Below are 15,353 nucleotides of genomic sequence, written 5' to 3'. Positions count from 1 at the left end.
CTCAGAGGTTGTCGACCACCTGACGGGCGACGTCGCGGAGTTTCTCGTTGCGGGTGCTGGACCAGCTCTTGAGCAGCTCGAACGCAGCATCCGCCTCCAGGCCGTACCGCACCATCAGCGCACCCTTGGCGCGCTCGATCACGGCGCGCTGCTCGATCACCCGGGAGGCCTCCTGCCAGACGTCGATCTTCATCCGGCGTTCGACGGCGTCGGTGACGTCCACCATGTAGCCGTGGACGGCGACGACGCGTCCGCCCAGGACGATCCCCTCGCCCACCGAGATGACGTGTCGCACAGCGCCGTCAGGGGTCACGACCCGGTGGGGCTGGGTGAATGGCTGACCCGTGTCGAGCGCGCGGTGCAGCGTCGCCGAGGTCTCGGCAAGGTCGTCGGGATGCTTGAGGGAGAGGATCAGCTCGGTGGTCAGCTGCGCCTCGCCCTCGCACAGGCCGTGGATGTCGAACATCTCCGCGGACCACCACCAGTTGTCCGTGAGGGTGTCGTAGCGGAAGCGACCCAGGGTGGACGGTCGCGGCGGCTGCTGAGCACCATCGGTGAGGTGGTCCTCGGTGAAGCCGTCGGTGGTTGGGCTCGACTCAAGCGCCGACATGGGGTCCTCCGTGACAGGTGTCCGCTCACAAAGCGGAAGTGAAACGAAAGGGCTGCTTCTTAACCCGGCGTCATCATAAGACCGGGAGGCCCGACCAGCGCAAGACACCTCCGGGACGTGGTGGCGAGGGACCGAGCGGGGCGACGTTTATGGTGCTCGAGAGCGGGTACCACCAGGCCGTGACCGAGGGACTCGCCCTGGCGGGCGGTTGGTGCGTCTACGCCGGCATGCTCGCCACCCTGGCCTTCGTCCTGCTGCGACGGCCGCGATGACGGCCCGGCGTCCGGGTCCGCGTCGCTCTCGCGCCGTGTACTTGGCTGCGGTGTTGGCCGTGCTGCTCGCCGCCGTGTCGGGGTGCGTGGTGCCGGCTCGTGACGCTGGTGCCTTCCGGGCCAATGCCAAGGCTGCGCTCGGGTCGGCCGTGAGCGAGGCTCGCACCGGGGCACTGGTCCTGCAGGCCCGGCTCGACGGGAACGCGACGAACGCCTACGCGGACACGGTCATCACCGAGGCCGAGTCGGCGATCGGGCCGATCGAGGACAGCTTCGGCAACGTCGACCCACCGGACGCGGCAGAGGATGGCCTGCGCACCGACGTCATGTCCATGCTGGGCGACACCGCGGATGCCTTCGCGACAGCGCGGCTCTCGGTGCGCCGTGACGACGAGGCGCAGATGCGTTCCAGCGCAGCGGAGCTCATCGAGCTGGCGGACCGGATGGACGACGCCAAGGACGGCCTCGGGTGAAGAAGCTCTTCGCCGTCGCGCTCGGAATCCTCACCGCCATCGGCGGCTTCGTGGACATCGGCGACCTCGTGACCAACGGTCACGTCGGTTCGCGATTCGGTATGTCCCTCGGCTGGGTGGTCATCGTCGGCATCGTCGGGATCTGCGTCTTCGCCGAGATGAGCGGGCGGGTCGCGGCGGTGTCCGGGCGGGCGACCTTCGACCTTGTCCGCGAGCGGCTCGGCCCGCGCATGGGGCTGGCCAACCTCGTGGCGTCCATGGCCGTCACGCTGCTCACGTTCATCGCCGAGATCGGTGGCGTCGCGTTGGCCCTGCAGCTGGCGACCAGCGTCAACGACTACCTGTGGATCCCGGTGGTGGGTGCAGCCGTCTGGCTGGTCCTGTGGCGCGTCAAGTTCGCCGTGCTGGAGAACGCCTTCGGCCTTGCGGGTCTCTCCCTCATCGTCTTCGCGGTGGCGCTGTGGAAGCTGGGTCCGGACTGGGATGCGCTGTGGCTCCAGGCGTCACAGCCCTTCGTCCCGCAGGACGAGAGCCACTGGACCTACGCCTACTACGCGATCGCCCTCTTCGGCGCGGCGATGACGCCGTACGAGGTCTTCTTCTTCTCCTCCGGCGGCGTGGAGGAGCGCTGGACTGCCAAGGACCTCGGCACCATGCGCGCCAACGTCTTCATCGGGTTCCCGTTGGGCGGCCTGCTCTCCCTGGCCATCGCGGCGACGGCGACCGTCGTGTTCCAGCCCCAGGCAGTCCAGGTCGACACCTTGGGACAGATCGCGTTGCCGGTCACCATCGCGCTGGGCAAGGTGGGCCTCGCGCTGGTGCTGTTGGGCTTCTTCGCCGCCACCTTCGGCGCGGCCTGTGAGACGGGTCTGTCAGTCGGCTACAGCATTGCGCAGTACTACGGCTGGCAGTGGGGCAAGTACGTCGAGCCGTTGCGAGCCGCGCGGTTCCACACGGTCCTGCTGATCGCGTCGATCGCGGCCGTCGGGGTGCTGCTGACGACGGTCGACCCGATCATGCTGACCGAGTACTCCGTGGTGTTCAGCGCGATCGCGCTGCCCTTGACCTACTTCCCCATCCTCGTCGTGGCCAACGACCGCACCTACATGGGCAAGCACGTCAACGGAAAGCTCGCGAACGGCCTGGGGAGTGTCTACCTCTGCGTCGTGCTGGTGGCCGCCGTGGCTGCGATCCCCCTCATGGTCATCACCAAGGCTGGCCAGTGATGACACCGCCCCGTGACACCGCGCGACCCATGAGTCAGCGGGTGGTGCTGCGCATCCTCGACCACCAGGTCGTGGGGCCGGAGGGCGAGCTCCTCGGCAACGTCGACGACCTCGAGCTGGTCGTCTCCCACGACGGGTGGACCATCACGGCCCTCCAGGTCGGTCCGGCCGCGCTCGGCCAACGCCTGCCCGGAAGGCTCGGCCGGTGGACCGTGGCAATCTGGCGGCGCCTGCAGACGAGCCCTGACCCGCACGCAGCCAGGGTTGCCGTCGCGGACGTGCGCGACATCGGTTCGGCGATCACGGTGACCCGGACGGCTGCGCAGGCCCTGGCCGCGTCGTTCGGGCTCGAGCTGTGGTTGCGGGAGTACGTCGTGTCGCGGATCCCCGGGGCCAAGGGCGGCGGCGACGAGCGGGACCAGGGCCGGGCACCGGAGGCTGGTGGCGACGAACCGGACCGTGGCCGGGCGCGGAAGGGCCGTGGTACGACGACGCCAAGGAGCACGACAGTGCCCTCCGGGCGCGCGGTGCGCACCGGTGCGGTGTCGGATGTGATCGGCGCAAGGGTCTTCGCCCGCGACGGCTCGGAGCTGGGGGTGGTCCTCGACCTGCTCTGCGCGGACCCCGCCTCGAACCGTGCCCGTGACCACCTGACCGTCACCCACGTCCAGTACGGACCCCATACCGCTGGCTCGCAGCTGGGCTACGACGCCGACTCGCGACAGGGCCCCTTGGTCGTGGGCGCCGTGGTCCGGTGGTGGCAGCGCGGCCACCGCGTCGCCTCGATCGAGGACGTCGTCGACGTGGACCTCGACGCGGGCACGCTGCGGGTCAGCTCCCCCGCCCGTCATGTGCACCCCCGCGATCTCTGAGGAGACGCCACCCGTCGGCGCCGTTGGCGACGCCCACCGTTGACAGACCGGGACATTTCGGATGATGATCGCAAGGCTTCAAGCAGTCGGGGCCCCTTCTCACCACGTCCCGGAGGCAGCTGATGACCGAGTTGACGAAGCCCGTCGGTCCCGCCGATACAGCACCCGTCGTCGCAAGTCTCGAGACCGTCGGCCCGGCAACGGTGCGCGATCTGCTCACCGAGCTCGCTGCCCTCGAGGACGCCGCTCGGGCGCCGGGTGCGAAGCGCCGCGAGCGGCTGACGGCCCTGGCCCGCGAGCAGGAGATCATCGAGGAGCTCCACCGCCGGTGCCCCGAAGGCCATCCGCCGAGCTGACCTTCACCGTCGGTCGATCGACTGCCATGCGGTCAGGAAGTGGCCGGAAGCCTTCCTAGGCTGGTGGTAGAACCTCCGAAGGAGAGGTTGCGACGAGAGGACCGGCCGTGGACTACAAGATCGAGCTCATCCCCATCTCCGTCACGGACATCGACCGCACGAAGGCGTTCTACGAGGACGTCGTCGGGTGGCCGGCGGACCAGGACCAGGTCGTGGAGGAGGCCGGCCTGCGCTTCGTCCAGATCACGCCGCCGGGGTCGGCCTGCTCGTTCTGCTTCGTCAAGGGCATGTCGATGCTGGCCGATGGGACGAAGCAGTACCTCCAGGTCGTGGTCGCCGACGCCGACGCCGCCCACGCCGAGCTGAAGGGCCGCGGCGTCGAGGTATCGGAGGTCGAGGACCTCCCGTGGGGTCGGTTCACCCACTTCGAGGACCCCGACGGCAACCACTTCGCGCTCCAGGAGCTGCCCGACTACGCCGCAGGTCTCGCCGCCCGCGAGGCAGCCGCTGCGTCCGCCGCATCCGGCGACGCCTCCTAGGAGGCGTCGCAGTCAGTCGCGCTCGGCGCGGGGTGGTCGGCGGAGGACCAGCCCGGCCACGAGGGCGCCGAGGGTGCCGAGCGCCTCGTCGCCGAGGGTGTCCTGGTAGGCCGTGTCGAGCTCGGTGCCGTGGCGGATGAAGGTGTACCACTCGCCGAGCTCCCACCCGATCGCGAGCACGGCACCGAGTCCGGTCACCAGCAGCACGCGTGCCCACGGTGGCTGGATCCTCTGCAGCAGTAGGAGACCCAGGCCGGCACACAGCAGCACCCAGTTGACGAAGTGGTTGGCGTCGTCCCACCACACCACCGAGTCGTAGAGGTCGAGGGTGTTGCCGGTGACGTCGATGAGGAAGGGAGCCATCACCAGGCCGAAGGCGCCCCACGGGACCCTGGCCCCGCGCCCCCGGTGCACCAGCCACCAGACCACGGGCACCACGAGCATCATCACGGGGTACGCCACGAGCCGGGCTCCGAAGGCCTTGCCCTCGAACTGCTGCAGGCTGCTCGCGAACGTGCCCACGCCGAGCTGCACGACGGTCAGCGCCAGGACGGCGGCGGGCGCCCACCAGCCTGCGCGGACACTCGAGTCGTGAACCCCGTTGTTGCTGGCCCCTCTGTCGGGGGCCCTTCTGGTGGCGGGCATGAGGAGATCATGGTGGACCCGGCGCTCCCGCGCGGCGCGGACCCCGCGACCTCGGGCACCGCCACGCCGCGGGCGAGCGTCGTCCGCGGCGTGGCGCGAGCTCACTCGGGCAGCGGACCGGTCGACTCCACCTGGTTCAGCCGCTCACACGACCCTTCGACCGCGAAGTCCTCGCCCTGCTGGCCGTTGCAGACGTCGAAGGAGGGCCCGGGCGTCACGGGTGCGGGGTTGTCCCCGGTCATCAGGTCGTCACCGCTGCCGCCGAGCACGGTGTCGTTGCCGAAGTTGCCGACCACCACGTCGTTGCCGGCGCCACCGTTGACGACGTCGTCGGCCGGGCCGCCGAACAGCTCGTCGTCGCCCGCCTCGCCCATGACGGTGTCGCGACCCATCTGCCCGGTCGCGAAGTCGTTGCCGTCACCGGCTCGGAGCAGGTCGGCACCGCCCTCGCCGGCCAGCTGGTCGTCGCCGGCACCGCCGACCAGCTGGTCGTCGCCGCCGGGGACGTTCATCCCTGCCGGGTTGCCCAGCAGGAAGGTCTCCCCGGTGTCACCGAGGATGAAGTCACTCCCGTCGCCGCCGTCGAGGCGGTCGCTGCCGGGCCCGCCACAGATCAGGTCGTCGCCACCGCCGCCGGTGACCACGTCGTCACCGGCTCCGGCCAGGATCACGTCTGGGCCGGGGGTGCCGACGATGACGTCGGGTCCGGCGGTCCCGAGGATCGTCGCGGCATCCACTCCGAAGATGAGCAGGCAGGGGTCCGGCTCGTCCTGTGCCGAGGCGGCCGGTACGAGTCCGAGAGTGAGGACAAGGGCTCCGGTGGTGATGAACGGCAGTCTGCGCATGGTGGTCTTCCTCCCTGGTCAGCGGGCACGTGCGGGCCCACGAACCACCGTGCCGTGACCGATCTGGCCCGTCATGGCCCAGAAGTCCTAGTACGGCGGCGTTGTCGCCCCGAGGTGGGACGAGGGGTATCGGCGGCCCGCCCCACGCCGGCCGCGAAGCCAGCCCCCAAGCCGGACGCCCGGCCAGCCCTCAGGCGGCGTAGACGGCCACTTCGCTGGCCTTGACCGTGAGCACGACCTCGGCGCCCGGGGCCAGGTCGAGGTCGGCCAGCGCCGCCGGCGTGATGTCCGCCGAGAGGTATGCCGTGTGCACCCGCACCTGGTGGCCATGCGGTTCCAGCTCGGTGACCGTCGCGTGCACGACGTTGCGCGGGCTGCCCGAGGGCGCGACGCGGTAGACACCCACGGCGCTCGGGCTGAACACTGCGACGGCCGCTGAGCCGTCGGCCAGGTCGTCTTCCGACAGGCCTTCGACGTGGAGCCCCTCCGGCGTGGACACCGTGGTGCCGTGGGCCGTGCCGCGCACCAGGTTGAGGCCGGCGATGCGCGCCGCGAACCGGCTGGTGGGCCGGGTCAGCACCCGCGAGGTGGGCCCCTCCTCGACGACGCGTCCCGCCTCGAGCACGGCGACGTCGTCGGCGAGCAGCACGGCGTCGAGGATGTCGTGCGTGACGACGATGGTCGTACGGCCCTGGAGCACCCTGCGCAGGAGCTGGCGGATGGCCGGGGCAGAGTCGACGTCCAGCGCCGAGAGCGGCTCGTCGAGCAGCAGCAGGGGGGGCTCGGTGGCGAGCGCGCGGGCGATGGCGACCCGCTGGGCCTGACCGCCGGAGAGGGCCGCGGGTCGCCGGTCCGCGAAGTCCTCCGCGTCCACCTGCGCCAGCCACTGGTGCGCCACTTCGCGAGCCCGGCCACGCGGCATACCGGCGCTGCGTGGGCCGAAGGCCACGTTGTCGAGCACCGACAGGTGGGGGAAGAGGCGGGCTTCCTGCGCCAGCAGCGCCACCCCGCGGGCGTGCGGCGGCACCCAGGTGGCATCGCTGTCGCCGTGGTGCGAGAACAGGATTCGGGAGTCGAGGGTGATGCGGCCGGACGCCGGGCGCAGGAGGCCGGCGATGGAGGCGAGCGCCGTGGACTTGCCCGCGCCGTTGGGGCCGAGCAGCGCGAGCGTGCGCCCCGCCTCGACCGCGAGCCCGAGGTCGAGGTCGCGGTCGGGGAAGCCCACGCGGGCTTCGAGCTTCACTGTTCCGCCCTTGTCACTGCGCCGCCCTGGTCACAGCGCGGTCCGCGACCGTCGGGTGAGGGCGATGACGACGGTCGCCACGACGACCAGCACCAGCGACAGGGCGACCGCAGCCTGCGGGTCGGTCTCGCGCTGGAGGTAGATCTCCAGGGGCAGCGTGCGGGTGACTCCCTGCAGGCTGCCGGCGAAGGTGATCGTGGCGCCGAACTCGCCGAGGGCTCGCGCGAACGCCAGCACCGCCCCGGACGCCAGCCCCGGCAGGACGAGGGGGAGGGTGACGCGCAGGAACACCGTGGTGGGTCGGGCGCCGAGGGTCGCGGCCACCTCCTCGAACCGCTGGCCGCCGGTGCGGAGGGCGCCCTCGAGGCTGACGACGAGGAACGGCAGCGCCACGAAGGTCTGGGCCATCACGACCGCGGTGGTGGAGAAGGCGATCTGCAGGCCCAGCACCTCCATGGAGTGCCCGAGCAACCCCCTGCGACCGAACGTGTAGAGGAGGGCGATGCCACCGACCACCGGTGGCAGCACGAGCGGGAGCAGCACGAGCGAGCGGGCGATCGACTGACCCCGGAACTCGGTGCGCGCCAGGACGAGCGCCATGGGCACGCCGAACAGGATGCACAGCACGGTGCTCGCCAACGAGGTCCGCAGGCTCAGCGCCAGCGCCGCGCGGGACGACTCGGAGGTGATGAGCGAGCCGAAGCTGCCCCACTCCACCCGGGTGAGCATCGCCACGAGGGGGAGGACGACGAACGTCGCCCCGACCGCGGCGGGGACGAACACCCAGGTGGGCAGTCCCAGCCGCGGTTGACCTCGCGGTGTTGCAGGAACCAGGGGCACGACGTGCAGGCTACGGCTTGGCGAACCCGGCGGCCGCGAGGATGCCCTGCCCGGGCTCGCCGGTGACTGCCTCGAGGAACGCCTGGGCGGCAGCGGCGTTCTTGCTGGCCTTGAGCGTCGCGATCGGGTAGGTGTTCACGGCCGACGACGACTCGGCGAACTCCACGCCCTCGACGGCGTCGCCCGCGCCCTTCACGTCGGTGACGTAGACCAGGCCCGCGTCGGCCTCCTTGCTCGTGACCTTGCCGAGGACGTCGGTGACCGACTGCTCCTCGCTGACCGGCTTGATGTCGATCTTTGCCGCCGCCTCGACCTTCGCCGCGGCCGAGCCGCAGGGGACCTCGGGGGCGCACAGCACGACCTTCAGGCCGGGCTTGGCCAGGTCGGCCAGGCTCGCGATCTTGGCCGGGTTGCCCGGGGGCACCGCGATCTCCAGGGTGTTGGACGCGAAGTCGACCGGGGCGGCCGCCGTGAGCGAGTCACCGGTGGCCTTGTCCATGTTCTTGGTGTCGGCCGAGGCGAAGACGTCGGCGGGGGCGCCCTGCTGGATCTGGGCCACGAGGTCGGAGGAGCCGGCGAAGTTGAAGGTCACCGTCACCCCTGGGTGGGCCTTCTCGAACTCGGCGCCGATCGCGGTGAACGTCTTCTTCAGCGAGGCGGCGGCGAAGACCGTCACGGTGCCGCTGAGCTCGCCCCCGGGCGAGGACGAGGTCGACGACGAGCCGCCCCCCTGCGGCGACCCGTCGTCCGTCGAGGATCCCGACCCGCAGGCTGCGGTCGTCAGGAGGAGGCCGGCGAGGGCCACGGCCGGCAGTGCGCGGCGGGGAAGGATGGTCATGACGCTCCTTCAGGAGTCTCGACGATGACGGTGGTGGACTTCACGACCGCGATGGCGACCGACCCGAGCTCGAGCGCGAGGTCGTCGACGGCCTCGGAGCTCATCAGCGAGACCACGCGGAACGGACCGCACTGCATCTCGACCTGGGCCATCACGGTGTCGCGCTTGATGTCGGTGACCAGGCCCACGAAGCGGTTGCGAGCCGACCGCCCGACGGCGCTCGGGTCGGCGACCGCGTGGGCCTGGTCGCGGGCCAGGAGCGCCACCTGGTAGCCGTCGACGACCTTGCGGCCGGACTCGTCGGAGTCGGCCTCGAGCGCGCCGCTGTCGACCCAGCGGCGCACGGTGTCGTCGCTCACGCCGAGGAACGACGCGGCGTCCTTGATCCTCATCAGCGGCATGACGAGAACACTACCCCCGCACCTGCGGTTGTGTGGAGCACTTTCCTCCGCAGAAGCGGAGCCTCCATTCCGCGGTCGGGTTCGGCGTCGACCTTCGGCACCGACCTTCGGCACCGACGGGGGTTCGGTCGTGCTCTCAGTCGGCGTCGGGCTCGGGCGGCTCGTCGGCCCCCTCGCGCTCGTCACGGTCAGCCCACTCGACGAGCTGGTCGATCTCGAACACCGCGTCGTCGATCCCCGCGTGCAGGTCGCCCAGCTCGGCATAGCGGGCCGGCATGGTCGCGATGGTGAAGTCGTCGGGGACCACGTCGTCCACCTCGTCCCAGCGGATCGGGGCCGACACCGTGCCGATCGGGTTGCCGCGCACCGAGTAGGCGGCGGCGATCGTGTGGTCGCGCGCGTTCTGGTTGTAGTCGACGAAGAGGTCGGCGGGGTCGCGGTCCTTGCGCCACCAGGTGGTGGTGACGTCGTCGGGCATGCGTCGCTCGACCTCCCGGGCGAACGCCAAGGCCCCGCGACGCACGTCCTTGAAGCCCCACTCCGGCTTGATCCGCACGTAGACGTGCATCCCCGACCCGCCGCTGGTCTTCGGCCAGCCGACGGCACCGAGCTCGTCGAGCACCTCGTGGGCGACGTGGGCCACGCGCTGCACCCGGTCCCAGGGACAGTCGGGCCCAGGGTCGAGGTCGATCCGCCACTCGTCGGGCTTCTCCACGTCGGCCCGGCGGCTGTTCCACGGGTGGAACTCGACGGTCGACATCTGCACCGCCCAGATGACCTGGGCGAGCTCGGTGACGCACAGCTCGTCAGCCGTGCGGTTCCAGCGCGGGAAGGTCACGCGCACCGTCTCGAGCCACGGCGGGGCGCCGTGGGGCACCCGCTTCTGGTGCACCTTCTCGCCCGCCACGCCTTCGGGGAACCGGTGCAGCATGCAGGGCCGCTCGCGCAGCGCGTTGACGATCCCGTCGCCCACCGAGAGGTAGTAGTTGACGAGGTCGAGCTTGGTCTCGCCGCGGGCCGGGAAGTAGACGCGGTCGGGGTTCGAGATGCGCACCTCGCGCTCGCCGACCTCTACCTCGACCGCGGGCGAGCTCGCCTTGGATGCCATGCCCCCACGCTAAGGGGAGGTATGCCGCGCCGCCACGCACGCGGCATACCTCCCCTTTATCGGGTTGAGGGACCAAGTTGCGCTTCACCGGGGAAGGGTTCTCGGGCGAAGCGCAACCTTCCTGCTAGACCCGATAAAGGGGAAGCCGGGCGGTCGTATGCTCGGCGCATGCTCGAACAGAAGCGTGTCCTCGCGACCAGCATCCCCGGCCCCAAGAGCCAGGCCCTCCAGCAGCGCAAGCTCGCCGCGGTGTCCGCCGGCGTGGGCACCGGCCTCCCCGTCTACATCGAGCAGGCGGCGGGCGGGATCCTGCGCGACGTCGACGGCAACCAGCTGATCGACTTCGGCTCGGGGATCGCCGTGACGACCGTGGGCAACGGCAACCAGCGGGTCATCGACGCCGTCACCGCACAGATCAACGACTTCACCCACACCTGCTTCATGGTCACGCCCTACGAGGAGTACCTCGAGGTGGCCGAGGTGCTGGCCGAGGTCACGCCGGGCACGCACGACAAGCGTTCTGCGCTCTTCAACTCCGGCTCCGAGGCGGTCGAGAACGCCGTCAAGGTGGCCCGCCACTTCACCGGGCGCCAGGGCGTCGTCGCGTTCGACCACGCCTACCACGGACGCACCAACCTGACGATGGGCCTGACCGCGAAGAACATGCCCTACAAGCACCGGTTCGGTCCGTTCGCGAGCGAGATCTACCGCGTGCCGATGGCCTACCCCTACCGCTGGCCCACCGGCCCGGAGTCGTGCGCCGACGAGGCCTTCACCGAGTTCGTCGACCTCGTGCACGCCCAGGTCGGCGAGGACAACACCGCCGCCGTCATCCTCGAGCCGATCCAGGGCGAGGGCGGGTTCATCGTGCCCGCACCGGGATTCATGAAGAAGGTCTCGGACTGGTGCACCGAGCAGGGGATCCTGTTCATCGCCGACGAGGTGCAGACCGGGTTCTGCCGCACCGGCGACTGGTTCGCCTCCGAGCACGAGGACGTCGTGCCGGACCTCATCACCACCGCCAAGGGCATCGCCGGTGGCATGCCGCTGGCCGCGCTGACCGGTCGGGCCGACGTGATGGACGCGATCCACGTCGGTGGCCTCGGCGGCACCTACGGCGGCAACCCGGTCGCGTGTGCGAGCGCCCTCGCGGCGATCGAGACGATGAAGGCCGATGACCTCGCCGGACGGGCCCGCGCGGTCGAGGCGCTGTTCCGCCCGCGGCTCGAGGCGCTCGCCGACAAGTACGGCGTCATCGGCGACATCCGCGGTCGCGGGGCGATGCTGGCGGTCGAGCTGGTCAGCGACCTCGAGCGCAAGACCCCCGACGCCGACCTCACCGGGCGGATCAACAAGGCCTGCCACGCCCGCGGCCTGGTCACCCTGACCTGCGGCACCTTCGGCAACGTCTTCCGGTTCCTGCCGCCGCTCTCGGCCGGCGACGACCTGCTCTCCGAGGGCCTCGACATCCTCGAGGAAGCGTTCGCCGAGTCCGTCTGAGCTCGGGCCTGCTCGCGGTTCGTGCGGAACCACCCGGAGATCCGGGCGTTTCCGCACCGAACCAACCACAGGTGGCGGTGTCCTTCGGCCCGCCAGTGTTTACGCGGGCGTTGCGTGTCGGTCACCGGCCGGGTCTGTTTCCCCTGTTACAAAAGGTGAGACCCGGCCAAGTATGAGTTGGCCGGGTCTCGTGTCTCCCGAGGGAGACTGGCCTCCCGAAGGAGGTCCGCTGATCTTGACCCATCCCCGCCGCTTCGCGCAAGAGGTCGGCGGGGTTTGCCACGTCAGCAGTCAGAGGTCCTCGAAGGCCACCACGCGGCCCACCGGACCCTCGTGCTCCGGGAAGGCGATCCGCCCAGAGGCGACGGCCCACCGCGCCACGTCCACGCGGAACCGACCGGCCCGCACGGCAGGGTCCTGCTCGGCCAGGCGGCGGGCCTCCACGGCGTCGACCGAGTAGACCGACATACCGCGGATGGTGTCGTCGGACTGGTCGAGGAGGGGGCCGTTGGCGACGATGATCCCCCGCCGGCCCAGGTCTGCGAGGTGGGCCAGGTGGGCGTGGTGGAGCGCTGTGGACTCGACCTCGTCCAGATCAGGGGGGTTGTCTCCCCGCCGGAGGTAGACGACGGTGCGGATGTCGAAGGTGTCCGGGACACCCGGTGGTCGATCCATGGCCACCTCCCCTCGGCGTCCATCATCGCCCTCGGCCGCCCCGTCACGCACCTCGCGGGCGGCGGCGGGCTGCCGGTATGCCGCGTGGCAGCATGGCAGCATGGCGGGCATGTTCAGGCCTGCGACCGGCCGGGACGCGGTGGCGCTGCGGGACCTCGAGAAGGCGGCCAACCTCGTCGCCCTCGCGCACGTCTTCCCGCCCGAGACGCACCCGTACCCCGACCAGGTGGTGCTCGACCGGTGGCACGAGGTGCTCGCCGACGCCGCGAGCACGACGGTGGTGAGCGAGGACGACCAGGGGCTGACGGCGTTCGCCGCGTTCGACGCGACCACGGTGCTGCACCTCGGGGTCAGGGCCGACCTGTGGGGGTCGGGCCTGGCCACGGAGCTGATGGACGCCGTCCCCAGCCGCTTGCTCTGGTGCCTTCGGGAGAACCACCGGGCCCGGCGGTTCTACGAGCGGCTGGGGTGGCGTCCCACGGGTCGCGAGAAGCCGGAGACGTTCGTGCCGTTTCCCGTGCTGCTGGAGTACGAGCGCCTTCCGACCTAGCGGTCCGCCCTGGCGACCCGACCTGGCGGTCCGGCTAACCGGACGAGCCGCCGTGGACCGGTTCGAAGTAGTGCTTGTCCATCCACCGGGCGACCTTCGAGCCGATTTGCGAGCCCACGACGTCGGCGGTGCGGAAGTGGATGCCGCCCCAGACTCGCGCGTCGACGACCTCGTCCATCGCCGTCGACAGCCGGGAGAAGGTGCGGACCTCACCCGGGTAGCGGCCGGAGGAGACGTTGATGGTCACCTTGTCGGTCCCGAAGAACGCCTCCACGGCGCCGAGCGTGGCGCCCGTGACGCAGCCGTGCCCCGAGGGGTGCTCCGGGAACGGCGGGTTCGAGAGCGGGGGCGTGGTCGCCGTCGACGGGTCGAACAGCGGGAGCCACGTGGGGTCGGCAGTCGTCGCCGGGTTGCCGTCCGTGTCGGCCTCACGGATGGCCGCCACCGGCCGCCAGAAGTACCAGTTGTACTTGTCGTTCCAGCAGGCGATGGCGCCGTCAGCGCCTGCGAGGCTCATGCTGGCCAGCAACCGTGCCGCGTCGGCGGCGCCGAGGTCGTGCCGGGTGATGAGGTCGCGTGCCATGCCGTGCCAGAGCGGCGCGGGTGCCGTCTGCCAGAAGATCGCCGTCCTCGTCTGGGCCGGGGTCCGGCTGGTGCTGGTGAGCGAGCCCAGCTCCTTGACCTCGTTGAACTCCTTCGTGTACTCGCGACTGGTCAGCGAGTTCGGGCCGGAGGACGGGAACTGGTCCTGGCTGGTGATGAGGAACGGGCGGAGGTTGCCCACCCACGGGTCCGGGTCGAGCCCGCCTGCGGGGAAGGGGCGCCAGTCGCCCGCCTCCGTGCCGAGCTCGAACGTGAACGGTGCCATGAACCCGTCGCCCTGGCGGGAGTCGAGCATCGCCTTGGCTGCCGCTGCTCCGGCGCGGACCCCTTCGTCTTCCGCTGCGCCGTCCGGGACTGCGGCGAGGGTGGCCGCCAGGGCGCCGTCGAGCGTGCCCTCCTGGGCCGGCGCAAGGGCCACGAGCACGTGGTGGGCGGCGGTGGCGACAGCCGCGTCGGTGGAGGCTCCCGGACTGATCGCCAAGGCGTCGAGGTCGAGCAGGTAGGGCTGGTGCCCGCCGTGGACGGCGTTGACCGCGTCGTACACCGCGCCAGCCACCATGGCCGTGCCGCGGGCCTGGCCGTGGGCGGTCGGTCGCAGTGAGGTGGTGATGGGTTGAGCCCGGAGGTTCCACTCGAGGAGCACTGCGGAGCTGTCCTGAGGAGTGGCCTGTCGAGCTGTGGCTGGAGTGCCGGCTGCGGCGCTGAGGGCGACTCCGAGGGCTGCGGTCAGGATGAACCCTGCCCCGCGGCGCCACGGGCGTCCCGGTGTGAGGTGTTGAGTTGCTGCGTGCTGGACCGTCCCTGCTCCGGCCCGAGAGCGTGCTCTCATGGCTGGTCCCTTCGACGGGGGCCCATGGCGGGACGAGTGGGACACCCGACGCCTCCAAGTCAGGCCCAACTCCTGATGGTGCCACCACGCGAGCGTCGGCGGGATCAGTAGAAGAGCGTATGGACCACCGTTCGCGAGGGGCCGCGGTCAGCACCCTGGGCGGTCAGCGAGGAGGCATCCGCAGTGCGCCGTCGAGCCGGATGACCTCGCCGTTGAGCATGCCGTTGTCGACGATGTGGGCGACCAGGTTGGCGTACTCGTCGGGGCTTCCCAGCCTCGACGGGTGCGGCACCTGCGCCTCGAGGACCGCCGTGGCCTCAGGCGGCAGACCCGCGAGCATGGGCGTCATGAACGTCCCCGGGGCGACGGTCATGACGCGAATTCCCTTGTCCGCCAAGTCACGAGCCGCGCTGAGGGTGAGGCCGACGACGCCACCCTTGCTGGCGGCATACGCGGCCTGGCCGATCTGCCCGTCGTAGGCGGCGATGGACGCGGTCATGACCACGACGCCGCGGTCGCCGTCAACGGGCTCGTTGTCGAGCATCGCTGCTGCCGCGAGGCGCAGGACGTTGAACGTGCCGATCAGGTTGATCGTGACGACGTTGGTGAAGTCCTCGAGCGGCAGCGGTCCGCGCTTGCCGACGACGCGACCGGGGGTGCCGATTCCTGCGCAGTTGACCACGATCCGGAGCGTGCCGAGCTCGCGGGCCACGTCGATCGCCGCCTGCACCTGCGCCTCGTCGCGGACGTCCGTGGCCACGAACCGGGCGCGCTCGCCCAGCTCGGCGGCCAGCGCCTCGCCGGGGGACGAGGGGAGGTCGAGGATCACGACGGCCGCACCGTCGGCGTGCAGCCGACGGACCGTGGCTCCGCCGAGGCCACTGGCTCCGCCGGTGACGATCGCTACGGTGGAATCGTTGATCTGCAA

Annotated in this window: 18 protein-coding genes; 7 read left to right on the top strand and 11 right to left on the bottom strand. The window is 70.8% G+C overall.

Going from position 1 to position 15,353, the window contains the following annotated elements:
- Position 1: 1 nt before the first annotated feature.
- Positions 2-610, bottom strand: coding sequence for a PAS and ANTAR domain-containing protein (locus ACXJKD_RS11805; protein ID WP_457254754.1), 609 nt, complete (start codon positions 608-610; stop codon positions 2-4).
- A gap of 307 nt (positions 611-917) precedes the next feature.
- On the opposite strand from ACXJKD_RS11805, the gene ACXJKD_RS11800 reads away from it, so the two are divergent.
- From ACXJKD_RS11800 to ACXJKD_RS11780, 5 genes are all read left to right on the top strand, one after another.
- Positions 918-1,355, top strand: a complete 438-nt coding sequence (locus tag ACXJKD_RS11800; protein WP_457254753.1) for a hypothetical protein — start codon at positions 918-920, stop codon at positions 1,353-1,355.
- Entirely contained in the window at positions 1,352-2,581 is a 1,230-nt protein-coding gene (locus ACXJKD_RS11795) for an NRAMP family divalent metal transporter (protein ID WP_457254752.1), read from the top strand. The genes ACXJKD_RS11800 and ACXJKD_RS11795 overlap by 4 nt, the downstream gene beginning before the upstream one ends.
- Before the next feature lie 29 nt (positions 2,582-2,610).
- A complete protein-coding gene (locus ACXJKD_RS11790; protein ID WP_457254751.1) occupies positions 2,611-3,453 on the top strand; it encodes a hypothetical protein in 843 nt (280 codons plus the stop codon).
- 122 nt (positions 3,454-3,575) lie between these two features.
- Complete coding sequence (locus ACXJKD_RS11785; RefSeq protein ID WP_457254749.1) at positions 3,576-3,809, top strand: hypothetical protein; 234 nt, start codon at positions 3,576-3,578, stop codon at positions 3,807-3,809.
- A 107-nt stretch (positions 3,810-3,916) separates the two neighbouring features.
- Complete coding sequence (locus tag ACXJKD_RS11780) at positions 3,917-4,348, top strand: VOC family protein (protein WP_457254748.1); 432 nt, start codon at positions 3,917-3,919, stop codon at positions 4,346-4,348.
- A gap of 12 nt (positions 4,349-4,360) precedes the next feature.
- Here ACXJKD_RS11780 and ACXJKD_RS11775 read toward each other — a convergent pair whose 3' ends face one another.
- The 7 genes from ACXJKD_RS11775 to ligD all read right to left on the bottom strand — a co-directional run bounded on the left by ACXJKD_RS11775 (position 4,361) and on the right by ligD (position 10,268).
- Positions 4,361-4,993, bottom strand: coding sequence for a hypothetical protein (locus ACXJKD_RS11775; protein ID WP_457254747.1), 633 nt, complete (start codon positions 4,991-4,993; stop codon positions 4,361-4,363).
- Positions 4,994-5,094: 101 nt separating this feature from the next.
- Positions 5,095-5,838: a calcium-binding protein gene (locus tag ACXJKD_RS11770; protein ID WP_457254746.1), complete on the bottom strand. Its 744-nt coding sequence runs from the start codon at positions 5,836-5,838 to the stop codon at positions 5,095-5,097.
- Positions 5,839-6,028: 190 nt separating this feature from the next.
- Positions 6,029-7,081: a sulfate/molybdate ABC transporter ATP-binding protein gene (locus tag ACXJKD_RS11765; protein ID WP_457254744.1), complete on the bottom strand. Its 1,053-nt coding sequence runs from the start codon at positions 7,079-7,081 to the stop codon at positions 6,029-6,031.
- A 30-nt stretch (positions 7,082-7,111) separates the two neighbouring features.
- Positions 7,112-7,915: an ABC transporter permease gene (locus ACXJKD_RS11760; RefSeq protein ID WP_457254858.1), complete on the bottom strand. Its 804-nt coding sequence runs from the start codon at positions 7,913-7,915 to the stop codon at positions 7,112-7,114.
- A 16-nt stretch (positions 7,916-7,931) separates the two neighbouring features.
- Positions 7,932-8,759, bottom strand: a complete 828-nt coding sequence (gene modA / locus ACXJKD_RS11755; protein ID WP_457254743.1) for a molybdate ABC transporter substrate-binding protein — start codon at positions 8,757-8,759, stop codon at positions 7,932-7,934.
- A complete protein-coding gene (locus tag ACXJKD_RS11750) occupies positions 8,756-9,160 on the bottom strand; it encodes a TOBE domain-containing protein (RefSeq protein WP_457254742.1) in 405 nt (134 codons plus the stop codon). Before ACXJKD_RS11750 ends, modA begins: the two co-directional genes overlap by 4 nt.
- 136 nt (positions 9,161-9,296) lie before the next feature.
- A complete protein-coding gene (gene ligD, locus ACXJKD_RS11745) occupies positions 9,297-10,268 on the bottom strand; it encodes a non-homologous end-joining DNA ligase (RefSeq protein ID WP_457254741.1) in 972 nt (323 codons plus the stop codon).
- Between the two features lie 168 nt (positions 10,269-10,436).
- Between ligD and gabT the strand changes: the two genes are divergently transcribed.
- Positions 10,437-11,768 (top strand): 4-aminobutyrate--2-oxoglutarate transaminase, encoded by a 1,332-nt coding sequence (gabT, locus tag ACXJKD_RS11740; protein WP_457254740.1) that lies wholly within the window; start codon positions 10,437-10,439, stop codon positions 11,766-11,768.
- Positions 11,769-12,059: 291 nt separating this feature from the next.
- On the opposite strand, the gene ACXJKD_RS11735 is transcribed toward gabT, so the two are convergent.
- The gene (locus ACXJKD_RS11735) at positions 12,060-12,554 is read right to left on the bottom strand and encodes a YciI family protein (RefSeq protein ID WP_457254739.1); all 495 of its coding nucleotides are present in this window, start codon (positions 12,552-12,554) and stop codon (positions 12,060-12,062) included.
- Between ACXJKD_RS11735 and ACXJKD_RS11730 the strand changes: the two genes are divergently transcribed.
- Positions 12,553-12,993 carry an N-acetyltransferase family protein gene (locus tag ACXJKD_RS11730; RefSeq protein ID WP_457254738.1) on the top strand — a complete coding sequence of 147 codons (441 nt, stop codon included), beginning with the start codon at positions 12,553-12,555 and terminating at the stop codon, positions 12,991-12,993. The genes ACXJKD_RS11735 and ACXJKD_RS11730 overlap by 2 nt on opposite strands.
- Before the next feature lie 34 nt (positions 12,994-13,027).
- Here ACXJKD_RS11730 and ACXJKD_RS11725 read toward each other — a convergent pair whose 3' ends face one another.
- Positions 13,028-14,425 carry a vanadium-dependent haloperoxidase gene (locus ACXJKD_RS11725; protein WP_457254736.1) on the bottom strand — a complete coding sequence of 466 codons (1,398 nt, stop codon included), beginning with the start codon at positions 14,423-14,425 and terminating at the stop codon, positions 13,028-13,030.
- Between the two features lie 163 nt (positions 14,426-14,588).
- Entirely contained in the window at positions 14,589-15,353 is a 765-nt protein-coding gene (locus ACXJKD_RS11720) for an SDR family NAD(P)-dependent oxidoreductase (protein WP_457254735.1), read from the bottom strand.

The organism is Pedococcus sp. P5_B7 (assembly GCF_054049895.1).
The sequence above is the reverse complement of the archived record's forward strand: the minus strand, read 5'-3'. Positions and strand labels throughout refer to the sequence as shown.

What these genes read in the sequence shown, in the direction of transcription:
- ACXJKD_RS11805 (WP_457254754.1), bottom strand. Translation starts at nt 610, where the DNA reads ATGTCGGCGCTTGAGTCGAGCCCAACCACCGACGGCTTCACCGAGGAC.
- ACXJKD_RS11790 (WP_457254751.1), top strand. Translation starts at nt 2,611, where the DNA reads ATGAGTCAGCGGGTGGTGCTGCGCATCCTCGACCACCAGGTCGTGGGG.
- ACXJKD_RS11785 (WP_457254749.1), top strand. Translation starts at nt 3,576, where the DNA reads ATGACCGAGTTGACGAAGCCCGTCGGTCCCGCCGATACAGCACCCGTC.
- ACXJKD_RS11775 (WP_457254747.1), bottom strand. Translation starts at nt 4,993, where the DNA reads ATGCCCGCCACCAGAAGGGCCCCCGACAGAGGGGCCAGCAACAACGGG.
- ACXJKD_RS11770 (WP_457254746.1), bottom strand. Translation starts at nt 5,838, where the DNA reads ATGCGCAGACTGCCGTTCATCACCACCGGAGCCCTTGTCCTCACTCTC.
- modA (WP_457254743.1), bottom strand. Translation starts at nt 8,759, where the DNA reads ATGACCATCCTTCCCCGCCGCGCACTGCCGGCCGTGGCCCTCGCCGGC.
- ACXJKD_RS11750 (WP_457254742.1), bottom strand. Translation starts at nt 9,160, where the DNA reads ATGCCGCTGATGAGGATCAAGGACGCCGCGTCGTTCCTCGGCGTGAGC.
- ligD (WP_457254741.1), bottom strand. Translation starts at nt 10,268, where the DNA reads ATGGCATCCAAGGCGAGCTCGCCCGCGGTCGAGGTAGAGGTCGGCGAG.
- gabT (WP_457254740.1), top strand. Translation starts at nt 10,437, where the DNA reads ATGCTCGAACAGAAGCGTGTCCTCGCGACCAGCATCCCCGGCCCCAAG.
- ACXJKD_RS11730 (WP_457254738.1), top strand. Translation starts at nt 12,553, where the DNA reads ATGTTCAGGCCTGCGACCGGCCGGGACGCGGTGGCGCTGCGGGACCTC.
- ACXJKD_RS11735 (WP_457254739.1), bottom strand. Translation starts at nt 12,554, where the DNA reads ATGCCCGCCATGCTGCCATGCTGCCACGCGGCATACCGGCAGCCCGCC.
- ACXJKD_RS11725 (WP_457254736.1), bottom strand. Translation starts at nt 14,425, where the DNA reads ATGAGAGCACGCTCTCGGGCCGGAGCAGGGACGGTCCAGCACGCAGCA.